Below are 18556 nucleotides of genomic sequence, written 5' to 3'. Positions count from 1 at the left end.
TGACTATGGAGAGCGTGGCCGAGGCCGTCACCCGACTCGAGGCCCTCGCCGCTTCCGCACCGCTCGCGGCGCTCGCCGAGCGCTTCGAGGCCGCCGGGCACGAGTTGGCCCTCGTGGGCGGTCCCGTGCGCGACGCCTTCCTCGGCCGTGCGGTCAACGACCTCGACCTCGCCACCTCGGCGCGACCCGATGACATCATCCGCATCGTGAAGCCCGTCGCCGACGCGCACTGGGACATCGGCCGCGCCTTCGGCACGATCGGCGCGCGGCTCGGGCCGCACACCGTCGAGATCACGACCTACCGGGCCGACGCGTACTCCCCCGACTCGCGCAAGCCCGAGGTCGCGTTCGGCGACTCGCTCGAGGGCGACCTCATCCGCCGCGACTTCACGATCAACGCCATGGCCCTGCGGCTGCCGGCCCGCACCCTCGTCGACCCCTCGGGCGGCCTCGACGACCTCTTCGCGCGCCGGCTCATGACGCCCGGCAGCCCCGACGACTCGTTCGGCGACGACCCCCTGCGCATGCTACGGGCCGCGCGGTTCGCCGCCCAGCTGCAGGTCGACGTCGACCCCGCCGTCGTCGAGGCGATGTCGCGCATGCGCGAGCGCCTCGCGATCATCTCGGCCGAGCGCGTGCGCGACGAGCTCGTCAAGCTGCTGAGCACGACCGACCCGCGGCGGGGGCTCTCGCTGCTCGTCGATACGGGGCTCGCGGCGATCGTGCTGCCCGAGCTGCCGGCGCTGCGCCTCGAGGTCGATGAGCACGCGCACCACAAAGACGTCTACGAGCACTCGCTCACCGTGCTCGAGCAGGCGATCGAGCTCGAGGCCGAGCGCACCCCCGAGGCCGCGCCCGACGTCGTGCTGCGCCTCGCCGCCCTGCTGCACGACATCGGCAAGCCCGCGACCAAGCGCGTCGAGCCCGGCGGCGCCGTCACCTTCCACCACCACGACGTCGTCGGGGCCAAGCTCGCGCGCAAGCGGCTCACCGCCCTGCGCTTCGACAAGGAGACGATCACGGCGGTCAGCCGCCTGATCGAGCTGCACTTGCGGTTCTTCGGCTACAGCGACGCCCCGTGGACCGATTCGGGCGTGCGCCGCTACGTGCGCGACGCGGATGCCCTGCTCGAGCGCCTCCATATTCTCACCCGCGCCGACGTCACGACCCGCAACCGCCGCAAAGAGGCGCGACTCCGCGGCGCCTACGACGAACTGGAGGCGCGCATCGCCGCGCTCGCCGAGCGGGAGGAGCTGCAGTCGATCCGCCCCGATCTCGACGGGGAGCAGATCATGGCCCTGCTCGACCTGCGACCCGGGCCGATCGTGGGCGAGGCGTACCGGTTCCTGCTCGAGCAGCGGCTCGACTCGGGACCGCTCGGCGCCGACGAGGCCGAGCGGCGACTGCGGGCCTGGTACGCGCAGCGGGACGAGTGACCGGGTCGATGGTTTGAGTCGGGCTCCGCATCCGACTAGACTCTGCAGGTTGCCCCGCCGCTCAGGCGCGCGGTGGCGAACGATGCCATAACCCTCCTGCTGCAGACCGTCTGCAGCCGTTCGAGTCCGAAGGAGGTGGGTGAGTCATGCATCAGTACGAATTGATGGTCATTCTCGACCCGGAGATCGATGAGCGCACTGTCGCTCCGAGCCTGGACAAGTTCCTTGGCGTGATCCGGAACGACGGCGGCACCATCGAGAACGTCGACATCTGGGGCCGTCGCCGGCTCGCATACGAGATCAACAAGAAGACCGAGGGCATCTACGCCGTCGTCAACTTCTCGGCGACCTCGGCAGCGACCCAGGAGCTCGACCGCCAGTTGAAGCTCAGCGAGGCCGTCATGCGCACCAAGGTGCTGCGCACGGAAGAGGCCGTGGCCCGCGCCGCGTCCATCGCCGCCGAGAACACGGCCCGCGCCGAGGCGAAGGCCGCTCGTGCGGCAGTCGCCGCGACGAAGGCCGCCTCGACCGCCAAGGCCGCGGAGTAGTCGTGGCCGGCGAGACGATCATCACCGTTGTCGGCAACCTGACCGCCGACCCCGAGCTGCGGTACACGCAGAGCGGACTCGCCGTCGCGAACTTCACCATCGCCTCGACCCCACGCTCGTTCGACCGCGCGTCGAACGAGTGGAAGGACGGCGAGGCGCTGTTCCTGCGCGCGAGCGTGTGGCGAGAGTTCGCCGAGCACGTCGCCTCGTCGCTGACGAAGGGCTCGCGCGTCATCGCGCAGGGTCGCCTGAAGCAGCGGTCGTACGAGACCAAAGAGGGTGAGAAGCGCACCACGATCGAGCTCGAAGTCGATGAAATCGGCCCGAGCCTCCGCTACGCCACCGCTCAGGTGACGCGCAGCGCGAGCAACGGCGGCGCCATGGGCGGCGGCCGGGGCGGTGGCGCACCGATCGCCGACGAGCCCTGGGGCGCACCCGCGGCGGGCGGCGCTCCCGCCGCCGGCGGCGACGTGTGGAACACCCCCGGGTCGTTCTCGGACGACACCCCCTTCTGATCCGGTCGCACCGGATCACCACTGAACATCCCGTAAGAAAAGGACAACCACATGGCTGGCAAGAGCAGCGGCGACCGCCGCAAGCCGCGCGGGGGTAAGGGCGCGAAGAACGCCGCTCCCGCGAAGGCGATCCGCGTCGGCGTCATCGACTACAAAGACGTCGCGACCCTCCGCAAGTTCATCTCGGAGCGCGGGAAGATCCGCGCCCGTCGCATCACCGGTGTCTCCGTGCAGGAGCAGCGCCTCATCGCCCGCGCCGTCAAGAACGCGCGCGAGATGGCCCTGCTTCCGTACGCCGGCGCGGGCCGATAGGAGTACCTGATGTCGAAGCTCATCCTCACGCAGGACGTCACCGGTCTCGGTGCGCCCGGCGACGTCGTCGAGGTCAAGAACGGGTACGCCCGCAACTACCTCATTCCCCAGGGTCTGGCCGTGGCGTGGAGCCGCGGTGGCGAGAAGCAGGTCGACTCGATCAAGGCTGCCCGCGCCGCGCGCGAGCACGCCACGATCGAGGAGGCCATGGACCTCAAGGCCCGCCTCGAAGCCAACCCCGTCACGCTCGCCGTCAAGGCGGGCGCCGAGGGCCGGCTGTTCGGCTCGGTCAAGACGGGTGACGTGGCCGACGCCGTGGCCGCCGCCGGTCTCGGCTCGATCGACAAGCGCCTGCTCGAGCTCGTCGCGCCCATCAAGGGGCTCGGCCAGCACGAGGCGATCCTCAAGCTGCGCGACGGCATCGTCGCGACCATCACCATCTCGGTCGTGGCCGCGAAGTAGCCCTCGCAGCACCCGGAAGCGGTACTCGCGCCTCGGCGCGAGTACCGCTTTCTGCATGGCCCTGTCAAGGGGCGGACGGCGTGTTCGTCCACAGCTCTCGACCGCGTCGGGTGAAGTCTCATGGCACGGTTGAACCCTCTTTCTCCACACACCGTGTGCAGAGAGAAAACCCTGGTCAGGGCCGCCATCACCCCGATAACTCGCCCGCTGTGCACAGCACTTTCCACACCTTGCTCACACGGCGCACGGCGTTTCTCCGCACGAGTCCACATAGTTATCCACAGGCCTGATTTGAGGGTGCGCGCGGTCCGTTCCTAGGGTGAGCGCGCACAGTGACGCGCCGGTCGTGGCGCGTCGTGCGGGCCGTCGTCAGAGGTCGGCAGTAGACCTGACACAGGGCACCGCGAACGGGGAGGAGGGGCACATGTCGATCGCGCACATCTCGGCAGCATCCGACGCCCGCGGCCCCGACTCCCGAGGGTCCGACTCCCGCGGCCCCGACTCTCGCGGGTCTGGCGACGTGCGCGGCCACGACCGCGTCCCCCCGCACGATCTGCTCGCCGAGCAGAGCGCCCTCGGCGGCATGCTGCTGAGCAAAGACGCCGTGGCCGACGTTATCGAATCGGTGCGCGGCATCGACTTCTACATTCCCAAGCACGAGGTCATCTTCGAAGCGATCCTCACGCTCTACTCGCACGGCGAGCCCACCGACGTCATCGCCGTCACCGACGAGCTCACGAAGTCGGGCGCGCTCAGCCGCGCCGGCGGCGCCGACTACCTGCACACCCTCACGGCGATCGTGCCGACGGCGGCGAACGCGGGCTACTACGCCTCGCTCGTCGCCGAGAAGGCCGTGCTGCGCCGCCTCGTGGAGGCCGGCACGCGCATCGTGCAGATGGGCTACGCCTCGGAGGGTGAGGTCACCGACCTCGTCAACAATGCGCAGGCCGAGATCTACCAGGTCGCCGGTGGCGTCGAGGCCGAAGACTTCATCCCCCTCACCGAGGCGGTCACGACGGCGATCGACGAGATCGAGGCCGCGAAGGGCCGCGACGGTCAGATGACGGGCGTGCCCACGGGGTTCCATGACCTGGATGCCCTGACCAACGGTCTGCACCCCGGCCAGCTCGTCCTCGTCGCTGCGCGACCCGCGCTCGGCAAGTCGACGCTCGCCCTCGACTTCGCCCGTGCCGCGGCGATCAAGCACGACATGCCGACGATCATCTTCTCGCTCGAGATGGGCCGCAGCGAGATCGCGATGCGTCTGCTCTCGGCCGAGGCCTCGGTGCCGCTGCAGGCGATGCGCAAGGGCACCGTCGATGCTCGCGACTGGACGACGATCGCGGCGACCCGCGGTCGCATCAACGACGCCCCGCTGTACATCGACGACAGCCCAAACATGACGCTCGTCGAGATTCGCGCCAAGTGCCGCCGCCTCAAGCAGAAGGTCGGCCTCAAGATGGTCATCATCGACTACCTGCAGCTCATGACGAGCGGCAAGCGCGTCGAGAGCCGCCAGCAGGAGGTCAGCGAGTTCTCGCGCGCCCTCAAGCTCATGGCGAAAGAGCTGCAGGTGCCGGTCGTCGCCCTCTCGCAGCTCAACCGCGGCCCCGAGCAGCGCGCCGACAAGAAGCCCGCGCTCAGCGACCTGCGCGAGTCGGGCTCGCTCGAGCAAGACGCCGACATGGTGATCCTGCTGCACCGCGAGAGCGCCTACGAGAAAGAGAACCCGCGCGCGGGCGAAGCCGACTTCATTGTCGCCAAGCACCGCAACGGCCCGACCGACACGATCACGGTCGGCTTCCACGGACATTTCTCGCGCTTCGCCGACATGCCCCGCATCTGACCCCGCTGCCCTGCTGCTCATGCAGGGCGACTAGTGCACCAGTGCCGTCGTTCCCAGCGCGCAGACGCAGGAGGCTCTCGGGCACACCGCCGTACGATGGGCACATGACCTTCGAGCCTTCCCCGGCCTCGCGTGCGCGCTCGCCCTGGCTCGCTCCCGTGCTGCGGGCGGTACCCGCCCTCGCCGTGGGCCTCATCATCACGTTCACGGCCGACCACTCCCCCACCCTCGGCCTGACGATGCTCGGCGCCTTCGGTCTCGCCACGGCTCTCGTGCTGCTCGCGGCGAGCCTGCGCACGCCCGCGATCGAGCCGACGCGGGCGCTGCACCGCGGCCTCGCGATCATCGCGGGCATCGCCGGCGCCCTCGCCCTCGTCGTGCTGGCGACGGTGGGCGGCGGCCTGCCCCTGCTGCTGCTGCTCGTCGGCGGCTACGCCGTGCTCGCGGGTGCGCTCGAACTCGTGTGGGGCATCCGGCACCGCGACCGCAGCCCGATCGCGCGCGATGCCGTCGTGATCGGCGTCGGCACCCTCGCCCTCGCGATCGTGCTCGCCCTCGTCGGCGACCCCGTCAGCGCGGTCGGATTCTTCGGCGCCTACGCCGTCGTGCTCGGCGTCTTCCTGCTCATCGCCGGCCTCAGCCTCAAGTGGACGCCCCCCGTGAAAGAGAGCCCCGCCTCATGACCGAACCCCGCCCCCGCGTCACCCTCGGCCCGGGCGAGCTCGTCGGGCTCGCGGCGCTCGTCGCGCTCTTCGTCGGCCTGATCACGCTCATGGTCACGCGCGAGCCCATCTTCTCGCTCATCGTCTTCGGCGGCACCTTCGTGCTCGACCTCGTCGTGCTCGCGATGCTCATGCTCGCGATCACCCCCAACCGGCCCGCCGACGGCGAGCGGCAGCCGGAGACGAAGAACGACTGAGCCTGGTCGCGCGCGCCGCTACTCGGCGAGTGCCGGATCGATGAAGTCGACGAGACGGGATGCGGCGCCCACGTAGCCGTGCGGCGTGAGCGCGACGAGCCGGGCTTTCGCCTCGCTCGAGATGTCGAGCCCCTCGACGAAGGCCCGCAGCTCGTCCCCGCCGATGCGGTGACCGCGCGTGAGCTCTTTCAGCATCGCGTACGGGTCGGCGATCGAGCTGCGGCCCGCGGTGACCTCCGCGCGGATGACCGTCTGGATCGCCTCGCCGAGCACCTCCCAGTTGCCGTCGAGATCGCGCGCGAGCGCATCCGGATCGATCGCGATCTCGCCGAGGCCCTTGCTGATGTTGTCGAGGGCGAGCAGCGAGTGGCCGAGCGCGACGCCGACATTGCGCTGCGTCGTCGAGTCGGTCAGGTCGCGCTGGAGGCGCGAGGTCACGAGTGTCGCGGCGAGCGAGTCGAGCAGGGCGCTCGCGAGCTCGAGGTTGGCTTCGGCGTTCTCGAAGCGGATCGGGTTGATCTTGTGGGGCATGGTCGACGAGCCCGTCGCACCCGGCTGGGGGATCTGCCGGAAGTAGCCCATCGAGATGTAGCTCCACACGTCGGTGCAGAGGTTGTGCAGCACGCGCCCGACGTGACTGATGCGCTGGTAGAGCTGCGCCTGCCAGTCGTGCGACTCGATCTGCGTCGTGAGCGGGTTCCAGGTGAGCCCGAGCCCCGTGACGAAGTCGCGGGATGCGCTGATCCAGTCGTGGTCGGGTTCGGCGGCGAGGTGCGCCGAGAAGGTGCCGGTGGCGCCCGAGAACTTGCCGCGGTACTCGATCGCGTCGACCGTGGCGAGCAGCAGCTCGAGCCGGTGGACGGTGACGGCGAGCTCCTTGCCCATCGTGGTGGGCGTCGCGGGCTGGCCGTGGGTGTGCGCGAGCATCGGTTGGTCGCGCAGCTCGAGGGCGAGGGCGCGCAGGGTCTCGACGAGCGAGCGTGCGCGCGGCATCCACACATCGCGAACGGCCGCGCGGATCGTGAGCGCGTAGGCGAGGTTGTTGATGTCTTCGCTCGTGCACGCGAAGTGCGTGAGCTCGGCGATCTCGGTGAGGCCCAGCGCGGCGAGCTTGTCGCGCACGAGGTACTCGACGGCTTTGACGTCGTGGCGCGTGACGGCCTCGCGGCGGGCGAGGTCGGCGATGTCGTCGTCGCCGAACTCCGTGACGATCGCCCGCAACTGGCGGGCCTCGTCGGCCGTCAGCCGGCGGGATCCGAACAACTCGGCGTCGGTGAGGTGGATGAGCCATTCGACCTCGACCTGGATGCGGGCGCGGTTGAGACCCGCCTCGCTGAGGTGCTCGCCGAGTGCGGCGACCTGGGCCTGGTAGCGCCCGTCGAGCGGGCTGAGGGGCTGGATGCTGAGCGGGCTCATGAGACGACTCCCTGTCGTATGCCGGGTTCGAGCTGGCGGAAGAGCGCGAGGCACGACCGCTCGATCATGCCGAGCACGGCGTCGAACATCGCCGCGTCGGAGTAGTAGGGGTCGGGCACGTCGAGCGCACCGCCGGCATCGGGGTCGAAGCTCAGCAGCAGGTGCACCTTCGCGCGCGCGTCGTCGTCGGGCGCCCACGACTTGAGGATGCGCTCGTGCGTGCGGTCGAACGCGATGATGAGGTCGAGGCTCTCGAACCACGTCACGTCGAACTGCCGGGCCCGGTGCGCCCCGCCGTCGTAGCCGCGGGCGCGCAGCGACGCGACGGTGCGCGGGTCGCTGCTCTCCCCCACGTGCCACTCGCCCGTGCCGGCCGAGTGCACGCTCACGTGCTGCTCCCAGCCACGCGCGCGGATGAGTTCGCGGAAGATCGCCTCGGCCATGGGCGAGCGGCAGATGTTGCCCGTGCAGACGAAGCAGATGCGGAACATGCCGGGTGCATCGAGGACCCGGTCGAAGCTCATGCCCCCATTGTGGCCCAGTCGGCACTCCTCCACACCCGCGGCGGCCGCGGGCCCGGCCCGAGCGGGCGCGCTCGCCACCGGCCGGCGCGGCGCGATGCGGCACGCTCGGGCCGAGGGATGCGGCGCCGCCGCGGAGAGGAGCCCCGCATGCTCGACGCTGCCGCGTGCCTCCCCCCGGGCTCGGGTGGCGACCGGGCGAGCGAACTGCAGCGACAGGCCGTGCTCGTCGCCGACCTGCGGCACCGGCTCGACGACGTCGTGCTCGCGCTGCCCCGACCCGAACACATCGAGCACTGGTGGGGCCCCGCGCGCGAGGCCCTGCAGACCGCGATCGACCTCGAGCGGGCGCGGTTACGACGCGAAGCCGATCGCCTCGAGGGCGTGCGCATCCAGCTCGAGCACGCGGCGCTGCTCGCGGCGCATGATCCCGTCGGTGCGGGGGCGCCGTGACGAGCGGTCTCGCGGGCGGGCCGGGCGGGCTGGCGGTGGGGGTCGGGGCCGCCGTGGCGACCGACGAGCTCGAGCGGCTGGCGGGCGCGCTGCGGAGCGCGAGCGCGCACTGCGGCGAAGTCGTGCTGCGCATCCCGCCGCTGCGCACGGGTGAGAGCGCGGGGCGCGACGCCGACCTCTGGCAGGTGCAGGGCGCGGCGCGCACGTCTGCCGAGCGACTCGCGGCGCTCGCCCGTTCGCTGCACGACGCGGCGACGCTGTACGAGAGCGCCGAGGCGGCGACCGCCCGGGCTCTCGAGGCGGTCGCGGCGCAGCTCGCGGCGGCGGCGGGGTTGCTGCTGTCGCGGCTCGGCGTGCTGCTGCTGCCGGCGCTCGTGACGGCGGCGGGCCGCGCCGCCGCGCTCTGGGGGCTCGTGCCGCCCGAGCAGCGGCAGGCGCTCGGCGCGGCCATCGGCGACGGACCGCTGCCTGCAGTGCTGAGCGAGCCCGCCGCCCTCGAGGCGCTGCGCTTCGCGCTCTCGCTCGCCGACGATGCCGCGCTCGGGGCGGCCGGGGTGCCCCCTGCCCTCGTTGCCGCGATCGGAGAGACGGGGCTCGGCGCCGTCGGCCTCGACTCGGCGGCGCTCGCCGTCGTCGGGCTCGCCGCGCTCGCCGGCGCGAGCGGGGTCGACCCCGTGCGCATCGACCGTGTGGGCGCTGACCTGCGGCGCGGTGGCGAGTCGCGCCCCGTCGCGCCCCCGACCTCGCTCGCCGACCGCGCGGGGCGCATCCCCGAACCGGCGGCGCCCATCGTCATCGAGCGCTACGTGCTCGCCGACGGCAGCCCGCACGTCGAGGTCTTCATCGCCGGCACCGATGCGCAGGCCGAGCTCGGTGGCGACCGGCCCTGGGACATGGCGAGCAACGTGGCGATCATCGCGGGCGAACCGGCCTCGTCGGTGCAGGCCGTGCGCGCGGCGCTCGACGCCGAGGGGGTGACGAGCACGACCTCGATCGTCTTCACCGGCTACTCGCAGGGCGGCGCGATCGCGACCGTGCTCGCCGAGTCGGGCGACTATCGCACGACCGGCCTCCTCACCGTCGGGGCGCCGAGCGGCGACCTGCCCGTGCGCGGCGACTACCCCGCGATCGTCATCGAGCACCGGGAGGATCTCGTGCCGGTGCTCTCGGGCATCCGCCGCGAGTCGACCGCCGTCATCGTGCGGGGCGATGGCCTGCGGGCCGACGAGCAGACCGAGGGGATGCTGCCGGCACACGATCTCGAGCGCTACCGCCGCACCGCATCCGCCGCCGACAGCCACGACAGTGCCGCGCTGCGGGCCGCGATCGACGCGCTGCCGCGGCCGACCGGCGCCGGGGAGCGCACCGCGTGGACGGCCACGCGGATTCCGCGCACGGGCGCGGACTAGCGGGCGATCAGGAGCGCTTGCGCGGGACGAAGGGGCGCAGCAGCACGCCGATGAGCCAGCTCAGCAGGCCGAGCACGACGGCGCCGAGCACGCCCCACCAGAAGCCGTCGACCGTGAGGCCGAAGCCGAGCAGGCTCGAGATCCACGCGACGAGCAGCAGCAGCAGCCCGTTGACGATGAGCGCGATGAGCCCGAGCGTGAGGATGTACAGCGGGAAGGCGACGATGCGGATCGCGTTGCCGATGACGGCGTTCACGATGCCGAAGATCGCGCCGACGATGAGATAGGTGAGCACGAGCGCGACCGTGTCACCCTCGACGCCGTACGAGACGACCTTCACCCCTTCGACGATGAGCGTGGTCAGCCACAGCGCGATGGTGTTGATGATCAGGCGGATCAGGAAGCGTCCCATGCGACAACTATGCACGGCCCGGCGCGCGCCCGGCAATCGAACGGCGGGCGAGCAGGCGGCGAACACCGGGTCCTCGGCGCGTCCGACATAGGCTGAGCGCGTGACCGAGACCCCCGCGCCCGCCGTGCGCCTGCGCCCCGAGATCGTCGCGCTGCCCGCCTACAAGCAGGGCCGAGCGGCCTCGCCCGAGGCCTTCAAGCTGTCGAGCAACGAGAACCCCTTCCCCCCGCATCCGGCGGTGCTCGCGGCCATCCGCGACCTCGATATCAACCGCTATCCGGATGCCACGGCCCTCGTCGTGCGCGAGCGCCTGGCCGCGCGCCACGGCGTGACCCCCGACGAGATCATCGTGGGGGCCGGATCGGTCGCGCTGCTCGCGCAGCTCATCAGCGCCGCGGCCACCGTCGGCGACGAGGTCGTCTTCGCCTGGCGCAGCTTCGAGGCCTACCCCGGTCTCGTGACGGTCGCGGGGGCGACGAGCGTGCGCGTGCCGCTCACGGCGGATGCCCGCCACGACCTGCCCGCGATGGCCGCGTCCGTCACCGACCGCACGCGCGCCGTGATCGTCTGCACGCCGAACAACCCCACGGGCACGGTCGTGACAGCGGAGGAGTTCGCGCAGTTCATGGCGGCCGTGCCGAGCGACCTGCTCGTCATCCTCGACGAGGCCTACGCCGAGTTCATCGACGATCCCGCGGCGGTCGACGGGGCCGAGCTCGTGCACCGCTACCCCAACCTCGTCATCCTGCGCACGTTCTCGAAGGCCTACGGGCTCGCGGGTCTGCGCGTCGGCTACGCGATCGGCCCCGTCGCGGTGCTCGACGCCGCGCGCAGCACGGCGATTCCGCTCAGCGTCACCGAGGCCGCGCAGCGCGCCGTGCTCGCGGCGATGCAGGTCGAGCCCGAACTGCTCGCGCGGGTGCGCGCGCTCGCGGCGCGGCGCGACACCGTGCAGGCCGCGCTGCGCGAGCAGGGCTGGCAGGTGCCGGTATCGCAGGGCAACTTCGTGTGGCTGCCGACCGGGCCGGCCACGGCCGCCGCGGGCGAGGCTTTCGCCAGTGCCGGGATCGTCGCGCGCGTGTTCCCTCCGGAGGGCATCCGTGTCTCGATCGGCGAGGCCGAGTCTGTGGAATCTCTGCTGGCGGTCGCGGGCGAGGTTGTTCGAACCCTCTGACTTCGGCCCCCACCGCCGGGCCTAGAGTGGAACGCATGTCGTACACCCCGGAGACGCTGCAGCTGCTCGCGCCCGACGGAACGCGGGTCGCGAGCGACGCCACCGAGGCCTACCTGCCCTATGTGGATGCTCTCACCGAGCAGCAGTTGCGCGAGTTCTACCGCACGATGCGCGTCATCCGGCGCTTCGACATCGAGGCCGGCAACCTGCAGCGCCAGGGCCAGCTCGCCCTGTGGATTCCGAGCCTCGGCCAGGAGGCCGCCCAGGTCGGCTCGGGCTTCGCCGCTCGGGCCCACGACCACATCTTCCCCGCCTACCGCGAGCACGCGGTCGGGCATATCCGCGGACTCGACGTCGTGCAGATCATCAAGATGCTGCGCGGCCTCACGCACGGGGGCTGGAACCCGGCCGAGACGGGCAACTTCCACCTCTACACGCTCGTGATCGGCTCGCAGACCCTGCATGCCACGGGCTACGCCATGGGGCTGCGCTTCGACGGCCTGGTCGGCACGGGCGACCCCGAGACCGACACGGCCGTGCTCGTCTACTTCGGCGACGGGGCCACGAGCCAGGGCGACGTGAACGAGGCCTTCGTCTTCGCGCAGAGCTACCAGACCCCGCAGGTGTTCTTCCTGCAGAACAACCATTGGGCCATCTCGGTGCCCGTGCGCGTGCAGTCGCGCACGCCGCTCTTCCACCGGCCGCGCGGCTTCGGTATTCCGAGCGTGCAGATCGACGGCAACGACGTGCTCATGAGCTACGCCGCGACGGCCGCGAGTCTCGACGCCGCACGCGCGGGAGACGGCCCGCAGTTCATCGAGGCGCTCACGTACCGCATGGGTGCCCACACCACGAGCGACGACCCGACGAAGTACCGCGACGACGACGAGCTGCACTACTGGCAGGAGCGCGACCCGATCAGCCGCTTCGAGACCTACTTGCGCGGACTCGGCGAGAGCGAGGCCTTCTTCACCGAGGTGCACGACGAGGCCGAGCAGTTCGCCTCCGAGGCGCGCGCCCGCACCCTCGCCCTCGAGCCGCCCGCGGCCGACTCGATGTTCGAGCACGTCTACAGCCAGCCGCATCCGGTCATGGAGGCGCAGCGCCAGGCCCTCGCCGACTACGAGGCCTCGTTCGAGGGGGGTGCCTCATGACGGTCGAGACCCTGACCATGGCCAAGGCCCTCACGCTCGGCCTCGCCGCCGCGATGCAGGCCGACGAGAAGGTCATCCTCATGGGGGAGGACATCGGCCCGCTCGGCGGCGTCTTCCGCGTGACCGAGGGCCTGCAGCAGCAGTTCGGCGCCCACCGCGTGCTCGACACCCCGCTCGCCGAGTCGGGCATCGTCGGGGCCGCGATCGGGCTCGCGATGCGCGGCTACCGACCCGTCGTCGAGATTCAGTTCGACGGCTTCATCTTCCCGGCCTTCGACCAGATCACGACGCAGCTCGCCAAGCTCACCGCGCGGCACGAGGGGGCGCTGCAGCTGCCCGTCGTCATCCGCGTGCCCTATGGCGGCCACATCGGCGCGGTCGAGCACCACCAGGAGAGCCCCGAGGCCTACTTCGCCCACACCGCGGGCCTGCGTCTCGTGAGCCCCGCGACCCCGCATGATGCCTACTGGATGATCCAGCAGGCGATCGCGAGCACCGACCCCGTCATGGTCTTCGAGCCCAAGAGCCGCTACTGGCCCAAGGGCGAGGTCGACCGGGCGTCACCCGGTGCCGACCTTCACGCCTCGCGCATCGTGCGCGCGGGAACCGATGTGACGGTCGTGGGCCACGGCGCCATGGTGAGCATGCTGCTCGATGCCGCCGAGGTCGCCGCCGAGGAGGGCACGAGCCTCGAGGTCGTCGACCTGCGCTCGCTCTCGCCCATCGACTACGCTCCGCTGCTCGACTCGGTGCGCCGCACGGGCCGGCTCGTCCTGGCGCAGGAAGCGCCGGGCTCGGTGAGCATCGGCTCGGAGATCGCCGCGACGGTGACCGAGAAGGCGTTCTACTCGCTCGAGGCCCCCGTGCTGCGCGTGAGCGGCTACGACACCCCGTTCCCCCCGGCCAAGCTCGAGGGCGCCTACCTGCCCGACGTCGACCGCATCCTGCACGCCGTCGACCGCGCCCTGGCCTACTGATCGCACTGGAGGAATCGTGAGCATCTCCGAGTTCCCGCTCCCCGACGTCGGGGAGGGCCTGACCGAGGCCGAGATCGTGTCGTGGCACGTCAAGCCCGGCGATACCGTCACCATCAACCAGGTGATCGTCGAGATCGAGACGGCGAAGTCGCTCGTCGAACTGCCGTCTCCCTTCGCGGGCACGGTCGACGCCCTGCTCGTCGAGGAGGGCCAGACCGTCGAGGTCGGCACCCCGATCATCACGGTGCGGGGGGATGCGGGGGCCGGGCCCTCGGACGCGACCGATCCCGGCGTCGCCGACACGGCATCCAGCATCGCGAGCGAGGCGGAGGCCGAGAAGCCCGGCGCCGTGCTCGTGGGCTACGGCGCCAAGGGTCACGTCGCCTCGCGCCGCACGCGCGGTCGCGCCGCGGCCCCCGCCTCTGCGGCCCCCGCTCCGGCTGCCGCGCCGCGCCTGGCCTCGGTGCCCGCCGCCGACTCCGGTCCGGTCATCGCGAAGCCGCCCATCCGCAAGCTCGCGAAAGACCTCGACGTCGACCTGACGGCCGTCACGGCCACGGGCCTCGCGGGCGAGATCACGCGCGATGACGTCATCCGGCACGCACAGCAGGCGAGCGTGTTCCGCAACATCCAGACCCCCGCGTGGCCGAACGAGCGCGAGGACCGCATCCCCGTGAAGGGCGTGCGCAAGGCGATCGCGGCGGGCATGGTCAAGAGCGCGTTCAGCGCGCCGCACGTGAGCGTCTTCGTCGACGTCGACGCGACCCGCACGATGGAGTTCGTCAAGCGCCTCAAGGCGAGCCCCGACTTCGCGGGCATCAAGGTCTCGCCGCTGCTCATCATGGCGAAGGCGATGATCTGGGCGGTGCGCCGCAACCCCACGGTCAACTCGACGTGGACCGACACCGAGATCATCGTGCACCACTTCGTCAACTTCGGTTTCGCGGCGGCGACCCCCCGCGGGCTCGTCGTGCCCAACATCAAGAACGCGCAAGATCTGAGCCTGCGCGAGCTCGCCCAGGCGATCGAGCTCATGACCAACACGGCGCGCGACGGCAAGCTGCAGCCCGCCGACATGGCCGACGGCACGATCACGATCACCAACATCGGCGTCTTCGGCATGGACACCGGCACGCCCATCCTGAACCCGGGCGAGGTGGCGATCGTCGCGCTCGGCACGATCAAGCAGAAGCCGTGGGTCGTCGACGGCGAGGTGCGCCCTCGCTTCGTCACGACGATCGGCGGCTCGTTCGATCACCGCGTGGTCGACGGCGACGTCGCGAGCCGGTTCCTCGCCGACGTCGCGAGCGTCATCGAAGAGCCGGCGCTGCTGCTCGACTAATCAGCCTCGGTCTCGGTGGTCGGCTCGAGAATCACGACCGGGATCTCACGCTCGGTCTTGCGCTGGTACGCGGCGTAGCCGCTGTACGCGCGCACGGCGAGCGGCCAGAGTCGCGCCCGCTCGGCGGCCTCGGCCGTGCGAGCCCGGTAGGGGCGGGGATGCTCGCCGACCCTCGCCACCTGCACGGTCGGCTCGGCCACGAGGTTGAGGTACCACGCAGGCTGCAGGTCGTCGCCGCCCCGGCTCGCGATCACGATGAGGCGCTCGCCGCCGGGGCCCGCCTCACGGTGCGGAACGGTGAGGATGGCCGTGCGCGGCTCGCCGCTGCGGCGCCCGCGGGTGGTGAGCTCGATGACGGGCATGCTGCCGAGCCGCCCGCCCAGCCGCCCTCTGCTCAGACGCAACAGCGCGCGGTGCAGCCCCGTCATGGTGAGCATCACGCGACGGTTCGACATGCGGGCGACGGTAGCGGAGCATCCTGAGCCGTCACCGGCCTGATCCTTATTGAGAATCGTTTTGACAACCATTCTCGATAAGCCGTAGCATCGACCCCATGACCACGACCCGCCGCGCTCTTCCCGCCCTGCTCGTCGCCTCCGCCGCCGGCCTCGCCCTCACCGGGTGCGCCGCGCCCGCACCCGAGGCGGCCGGACTCTCGATCGTCGCCTCGACCAACGTCTACGGCGACATCGCCGCGGCGATCGCCGGCGACCTCGCGACCGTCACGAGCATCATCGACTCCGCCGCGCAAGACCCGCACAGCTACGAGGCGAGCGCGCAGGACCAGCTGGCCATCGCCGGCGCCGACCTCGTCATCGAGAACGGCGGCGGCTACGACCCCTTCATCGACCTGCTCGTCGAGGGCTCGGGCACGACGGCCGTCGTCGTCTCGGCCGCCGCCGTCGCGGGCCTCGAGGAGGACGCGCACTCGGAGGAGGAGGCCCACTCGGAGGAGGAGGCTCACTCCGAGGGCGAGGCCCACAGCGAGGATGACGGCCACGGCCACCTCGAGGGCGTCAACGAGCACGTCTGGTACGACGTGCATGTCATGGGCGATGTCGCCGCGGCGATCGCCGGCGAGCTCGCCGAGCTCGACGCCGCGAACGCGGCTGCGTACGAGCAGAACCTCGCCGCGTGGGTGACCGAGCTCGAGGCCGTCGAGGCCGAGCTCGAGGCCGCCGCCGCAGCGCTCGGGGGCGGCGTGGTCGCCGCGACCGAGCCTGTTCCGGCCTACCTGCTGGCCGAGCTCGGATTCGACGACGAGACGCCGGAGGAGTTCACCGAGGCCATCGAGGAGGGCGCCGACGTTCCCCCGCTCGCCCTGCAGCAGACCCTCGACCTCATCGCCTCGGGCGAAGTGCGCCTGCTCGCCTACAACGAGCAGACCGCGAGTGCCGAGACCGAGCGCGTGCGCGCGGCGGCCGAGGCGGCGGGGATTCCCGTGGTCTCATTCGTCGAAACCCTGCCCGACGGGGAAGACTACGTCTCGTGGATGCGCGCGAACATCGAAGCGGTCGTGGGGGCAGTGACCCCGGCGTGACGACCGACCCGACAGCGGGACGCCCCGCCGCGACGCCGAGCCCCGTGCTCAGCATCCGCGGCGGGGCCCTCCGCGTGCGCAACCGCGAGCTCTGGAGCGGCCTCGATCTCGACGTGCATCCCGGCGAGTTCATCGCCGTGCTCGGCGGCAACGGCACGGGCAAGACGAGCCTGCTGCGCGCCATGCTCGGCGAGCGCCGCCTCGACGAGGGCACGGTGCAGGTGGGCGGTCATGCCGCGCACCGCGGACACCGCCGCATCGGCTACATCCCGCAGCAGAAGATCGCCGCGCCCGGCACCCCGCTGCGCGGCCGCGACCTCGTCGCGCTCGGCGTCAACGGCACCCGCTGGGGGCCGCCGATCTCGACGCGCGGTGATCGCGAACGAGTGGATGCCCTGCTCGCCTCCGTCGGAGCAGAGTCCTATGCAGACCGGCCACTCGGCAGCCTGTCGGGCGGCGAGCAGCAGCGGCTGCGGGTGGCGCAGGCCCTTGCCGACGACCCGACCCTGCTGCTGTGCGACGAGCCCCTCATGAGCCTCGACCTGCAGCACCAGCGCGCGGTGAGCGAGCTCATCGACGCCCGACGGCGCGAGCATGGCACGGCCGTCGTCTTCGTGACGCACGACATCAACCCGGTGCTCGCGATCGTCGACCGCGTGCTCTACCTCGCGCAGGGGCGCTTCACGATCGGCACCCCCGACGAGGTGCTGCGCGACGACGTGCTGAGCCGGCTGTACGGCACGCCCGTCGAGGTATTCCGCTCGCGCGGGCGCGTCATCGTCGTCGGCACGCCCGAGGCCGAGCACCATCACGAGGTCGTCGCATGACGTTCGTCGACCCCGCCACCTACCTGCAGCTGCTCGCACTCGTGCAGAACTCGATCATCGCCGCCGCCGTGCTCGGCGTCGTGGGCGGCCTCATCGGCGTCTTCGTCATGCAGCGCGACATGGCCTTCGCCGTGCACGGCATCAGTGAGCTCTCGTTCGCGGGGGCGGCCGCTGCCCTGCTCCTCGGCCTCAACGTCGTGGCCGGTTCGATCGTCGGGTCGCTCATCGCCGCGGGCCTCATCGGCGTGCTGGGGGCCAAGGCGCGCGACCGCAACTCGATCATCGGCGTGCTCATGCCGTTCGGCCTCGGCCTCGGCATCCTCTTCCTCGCCCTGTACCCGGGTCGCAGTGGCAACAAGTTCGGGCTGCTCACGGGTCAGATCATCAGCGTCGATCTGCCGCAGCTCGGGCTGCTCATCGGCATCAGCATCGTCGTGCTCGTCGCGCTGCTCATCGTCTGGCGCCCCCTCGCCTTCGACAGCCTCGACGCCGAGGTGGCGAGCGCTCGGGGCGTGCCGAGCCGGGCCCTGAGCATCCTGTTCATGACGCTCTTGGGGCTCACGGTCGCGGTGTCGGTGCAGATCATCGGCGCGCTGCTCGTCATGGCGCTGCTCGTGACGCCGGCGGCCGCAGCGCTGCGCGTCTCGAGCTCGCCCGTCATGGTGCCCGTGCTCAGCATGGTCTTCGGGCTCGTCTCGGCCGTCGGCGGCATTCTGCTCGCCATCGGCGGCTCGCTGCCCATCAGCCCATACATCACCACGATCTCGTTCGCCATCTACGTGGTGTGCCGCATCATCGGCTCGCGCGCGGGCGCGCGGGCCGGAGCACTGCGATGAAGCGCAACACCTGGCAGCGCGAGGCCGTGCGCACGGCCCTCAGCGAGCGCGAGGGCTTCGTGAGCGCGCAGGCCCTGCATGGGGCGTTGAAAGATGCGGGCTCGAGCATCGCGCTCGCCACCGTCTACCGGGCCCTCGCCGACCTGGCCGAGGAGGGCGAGGCCGACTCGCTGCAGCAGGAGGGCGAGGCGCTCTACCGCGCCTGCACGCCCGGCAGCCACCACCACCACCTCATCTGCCGCAACTGCGGGCTCACGGTCGAGATCGAGGCCCGCGCGGTCGAGGAGTGGGCTCGGCAGGTCGCCGGCGAGCACGGCTTCACGCGGGCCGAGCACGTCGTCGACGTCTTCGGGCTGTGCGAGGCCTGCTCGAGATTGCAGGCCGACCCCCTTTCGTCGTAGGCTAGGGGTTTGTGTCGGGCGGCCATCCGCCCGTCTTGTACGCGCTCCCGTCTCGT

Annotated in this window: 22 protein-coding genes; 18 read left to right on the top strand and 4 right to left on the bottom strand. The window is 71.3% G+C overall.

Annotated features, from left to right (window positions below; translation table 11 throughout):
• The first annotated feature begins 5 nt into the window (after positions 1–5).
• From NNL39_RS05080 to NNL39_RS05045, 8 genes are all read left to right on the top strand, one after another.
• Complete coding sequence (locus tag NNL39_RS05080; RefSeq protein WP_255160889.1) at positions 6–1436, top strand: CCA tRNA nucleotidyltransferase; 1431 nt, start codon at positions 6–8, stop codon at positions 1434–1436.
• A gap of 146 nt (positions 1437–1582) precedes the next feature.
• Complete coding sequence (gene rpsF / locus NNL39_RS05075) at positions 1583–1984, top strand: 30S ribosomal protein S6 (RefSeq protein ID WP_255160609.1); 402 nt, start codon at positions 1583–1585, stop codon at positions 1982–1984.
• Between the two features lie 2 nt (positions 1985–1986).
• Positions 1987–2499: a single-stranded DNA-binding protein gene (locus NNL39_RS05070; RefSeq protein ID WP_255160608.1), complete on the top strand. Its 513-nt coding sequence runs from the start codon at positions 1987–1989 to the stop codon at positions 2497–2499.
• Between the two features lie 51 nt (positions 2500–2550).
• The gene (gene rpsR, locus NNL39_RS05065) at positions 2551–2811 is read left to right on the top strand and encodes a 30S ribosomal protein S18 (protein WP_047561128.1); all 261 of its coding nucleotides are present in this window, start codon (positions 2551–2553) and stop codon (positions 2809–2811) included.
• 9 nt (positions 2812–2820) lie between these two features.
• Entirely contained in the window at positions 2821–3273 is a 453-nt protein-coding gene (gene rplI / locus NNL39_RS05060; protein ID WP_255160607.1) for a 50S ribosomal protein L9, read from the top strand.
• A 424-nt stretch (positions 3274–3697) separates the two neighbouring features.
• Positions 3698–5119, top strand: a complete 1422-nt coding sequence (dnaB, locus tag NNL39_RS05055) for a replicative DNA helicase (protein ID WP_255160606.1) — start codon at positions 3698–3700, stop codon at positions 5117–5119.
• 104 nt (positions 5120–5223) lie between these two features.
• Complete coding sequence (locus NNL39_RS05050) at positions 5224–5802, top strand: hypothetical protein (RefSeq protein ID WP_255160605.1); 579 nt, start codon at positions 5224–5226, stop codon at positions 5800–5802.
• Positions 5799–6038: a hypothetical protein gene (locus tag NNL39_RS05045; RefSeq protein WP_255160604.1), complete on the top strand. Its 240-nt coding sequence runs from the start codon at positions 5799–5801 to the stop codon at positions 6036–6038. The genes NNL39_RS05050 and NNL39_RS05045 overlap by 4 nt, the downstream gene beginning before the upstream one ends.
• A gap of 18 nt (positions 6039–6056) precedes the next feature.
• Here the strand turns inward: NNL39_RS05045 and purB are convergent, their stop codons facing one another.
• Together purB and NNL39_RS05035 are read right to left on the bottom strand one after the other, a co-directional pair.
• Complete coding sequence (gene purB, locus NNL39_RS05040) at positions 6057–7454, bottom strand: adenylosuccinate lyase (RefSeq protein ID WP_255160603.1); 1398 nt, start codon at positions 7452–7454, stop codon at positions 6057–6059.
• Positions 7451–7978, bottom strand: a complete 528-nt coding sequence (locus tag NNL39_RS05035) for a low molecular weight protein-tyrosine-phosphatase (protein ID WP_255160602.1) — start codon at positions 7976–7978, stop codon at positions 7451–7453. Before NNL39_RS05035 ends, purB begins: the two co-directional genes overlap by 4 nt.
• Before the next feature lie 147 nt (positions 7979–8125).
• Between NNL39_RS05035 and NNL39_RS05030 the strand changes: the two genes are divergently transcribed.
• A complete protein-coding gene (locus tag NNL39_RS05030) occupies positions 8126–8428 on the top strand; it encodes a hypothetical protein (RefSeq protein ID WP_255160601.1) in 303 nt (100 codons plus the stop codon).
• Positions 8425–9837, top strand: coding sequence for an alpha/beta hydrolase family protein (locus NNL39_RS05025; RefSeq protein ID WP_255160600.1), 1413 nt, complete (start codon positions 8425–8427; stop codon positions 9835–9837). The genes NNL39_RS05030 and NNL39_RS05025 overlap by 4 nt, the downstream gene beginning before the upstream one ends.
• 7 nt (positions 9838–9844) lie before the next feature.
• On the opposite strand, the gene NNL39_RS05020 is transcribed toward NNL39_RS05025, so the two are convergent.
• Positions 9845–10249: a phage holin family protein gene (locus NNL39_RS05020; protein ID WP_255160599.1), complete on the bottom strand. Its 405-nt coding sequence runs from the start codon at positions 10247–10249 to the stop codon at positions 9845–9847.
• A 100-nt stretch (positions 10250–10349) separates the two neighbouring features.
• On the opposite strand from NNL39_RS05020, the gene NNL39_RS05015 reads away from it, so the two are divergent.
• From NNL39_RS05015 to NNL39_RS05000, 4 genes are read left to right on the top strand one after another with little or no spacing between them, the layout of a single operon-like run.
• Positions 10350–11423: a histidinol-phosphate transaminase gene (locus tag NNL39_RS05015; protein WP_255160598.1), complete on the top strand. Its 1074-nt coding sequence runs from the start codon at positions 10350–10352 to the stop codon at positions 11421–11423.
• A gap of 35 nt (positions 11424–11458) precedes the next feature.
• Positions 11459–12577, top strand: a complete 1119-nt coding sequence (locus NNL39_RS05010) for a thiamine pyrophosphate-dependent dehydrogenase E1 component subunit alpha (RefSeq protein ID WP_255160597.1) — start codon at positions 11459–11461, stop codon at positions 12575–12577.
• Positions 12574–13554, top strand: coding sequence for an alpha-ketoacid dehydrogenase subunit beta (locus NNL39_RS05005; protein ID WP_255160596.1), 981 nt, complete (start codon positions 12574–12576; stop codon positions 13552–13554). Before NNL39_RS05010 ends, NNL39_RS05005 begins: the two co-directional genes overlap by 4 nt.
• A 16-nt stretch (positions 13555–13570) precedes the next feature.
• Positions 13571–14896 carry a dihydrolipoamide acetyltransferase family protein gene (locus NNL39_RS05000; protein ID WP_255160595.1) on the top strand — a complete coding sequence of 442 codons (1326 nt, stop codon included), beginning with the start codon at positions 13571–13573 and terminating at the stop codon, positions 14894–14896.
• Here the strand turns inward: NNL39_RS05000 and NNL39_RS04995 are convergent.
• A complete protein-coding gene (locus tag NNL39_RS04995) occupies positions 14893–15351 on the bottom strand; it encodes a nitroreductase/quinone reductase family protein (protein ID WP_255160594.1) in 459 nt (152 codons plus the stop codon). The two genes, NNL39_RS05000 and NNL39_RS04995, sit on opposite strands and share 4 nt — an antisense overlap.
• Before the next feature lie 98 nt (positions 15352–15449).
• Here NNL39_RS04995 and NNL39_RS04990 point away from each other — a divergent pair, with 98 nt between their 5' ends.
• Genes NNL39_RS04990 through NNL39_RS04975 form a run of 4 tightly spaced genes read left to right on the top strand, consistent with a single transcriptional unit; the run spans position 15450 to position 18500 of the window.
• The gene (locus tag NNL39_RS04990) at positions 15450–16436 is read left to right on the top strand and encodes a metal ABC transporter solute-binding protein, Zn/Mn family (protein ID WP_255160593.1); all 987 of its coding nucleotides are present in this window, start codon (positions 15450–15452) and stop codon (positions 16434–16436) included.
• Positions 16433–17263, top strand: a complete 831-nt coding sequence (locus NNL39_RS04985; RefSeq protein ID WP_255160592.1) for a metal ABC transporter ATP-binding protein — start codon at positions 16433–16435, stop codon at positions 17261–17263. Before NNL39_RS04990 ends, NNL39_RS04985 begins: the two co-directional genes overlap by 4 nt.
• Positions 17260–18099, top strand: coding sequence for a metal ABC transporter permease (locus NNL39_RS04980; protein WP_255160591.1), 840 nt, complete (start codon positions 17260–17262; stop codon positions 18097–18099). Before NNL39_RS04985 ends, NNL39_RS04980 begins: the two co-directional genes overlap by 4 nt.
• Positions 18096–18500 carry a Fur family transcriptional regulator gene (locus tag NNL39_RS04975; protein ID WP_255160590.1) on the top strand — a complete coding sequence of 135 codons (405 nt, stop codon included), beginning with the start codon at positions 18096–18098 and terminating at the stop codon, positions 18498–18500. Before NNL39_RS04980 ends, NNL39_RS04975 begins: the two co-directional genes overlap by 4 nt.
• Positions 18501–18556: the final 56 nt, after the last annotated feature.

The sequence above is a fragment of the Microcella humidisoli genome (assembly GCF_024362325.1).
GTDB lineage: Bacteria > Actinomycetota > Actinomycetes > Actinomycetales > Microbacteriaceae > Microcella > Microcella humidisoli.
The sequence above is the reverse complement of the archived record's forward strand: the minus strand, read 5'-3'. Positions and strand labels throughout refer to the sequence as shown.

Bases quoted from the DNA above. Each gene is read 5' to 3' on its own strand.
- NNL39_RS05080 (WP_255160889.1), top strand. From the start codon at position 6: ATGGAGAGCGTGGCCGAGGCCGTCACCCGACTCGAGGCCCTCGCCGCT.
- rpsF (WP_255160609.1), top strand. From the start codon at position 1,583: ATGCATCAGTACGAATTGATGGTCATTCTCGACCCGGAGATCGATGAG.
- rpsR (WP_047561128.1), top strand. From the start codon at position 2,551: ATGGCTGGCAAGAGCAGCGGCGACCGCCGCAAGCCGCGCGGGGGTAAG.
- rplI (WP_255160607.1), top strand. From the start codon at position 2,821: ATGTCGAAGCTCATCCTCACGCAGGACGTCACCGGTCTCGGTGCGCCC.
- dnaB (WP_255160606.1), top strand. From the start codon at position 3,698: ATGTCGATCGCGCACATCTCGGCAGCATCCGACGCCCGCGGCCCCGAC.
- NNL39_RS05050 (WP_255160605.1), top strand. From the start codon at position 5,224: ATGACCTTCGAGCCTTCCCCGGCCTCGCGTGCGCGCTCGCCCTGGCTC.
- NNL39_RS05045 (WP_255160604.1), top strand. From the start codon at position 5,799: ATGACCGAACCCCGCCCCCGCGTCACCCTCGGCCCGGGCGAGCTCGTC.
- purB (WP_255160603.1), bottom strand. From the start codon at position 7,454: ATGAGCCCGCTCAGCATCCAGCCCCTCAGCCCGCTCGACGGGCGCTAC.
- NNL39_RS05035 (WP_255160602.1), bottom strand. From the start codon at position 7,978: ATGAGCTTCGACCGGGTCCTCGATGCACCCGGCATGTTCCGCATCTGC.
- NNL39_RS05030 (WP_255160601.1), top strand. From the start codon at position 8,126: ATGCTCGACGCTGCCGCGTGCCTCCCCCCGGGCTCGGGTGGCGACCGG.
- NNL39_RS05020 (WP_255160599.1), bottom strand. From the start codon at position 10,249: ATGGGACGCTTCCTGATCCGCCTGATCATCAACACCATCGCGCTGTGG.
- NNL39_RS05010 (WP_255160597.1), top strand. From the start codon at position 11,459: ATGTCGTACACCCCGGAGACGCTGCAGCTGCTCGCGCCCGACGGAACG.
- NNL39_RS05005 (WP_255160596.1), top strand. From the start codon at position 12,574: ATGACGGTCGAGACCCTGACCATGGCCAAGGCCCTCACGCTCGGCCTC.
- NNL39_RS04995 (WP_255160594.1), bottom strand. From the start codon at position 15,351: ATGTCGAACCGTCGCGTGATGCTCACCATGACGGGGCTGCACCGCGCG.
- NNL39_RS04990 (WP_255160593.1), top strand. From the start codon at position 15,450: ATGACCACGACCCGCCGCGCTCTTCCCGCCCTGCTCGTCGCCTCCGCC.
- NNL39_RS04980 (WP_255160591.1), top strand. From the start codon at position 17,260: ATGACGTTCGTCGACCCCGCCACCTACCTGCAGCTGCTCGCACTCGTG.
- NNL39_RS04975 (WP_255160590.1), top strand. From the start codon at position 18,096: ATGAAGCGCAACACCTGGCAGCGCGAGGCCGTGCGCACGGCCCTCAGC.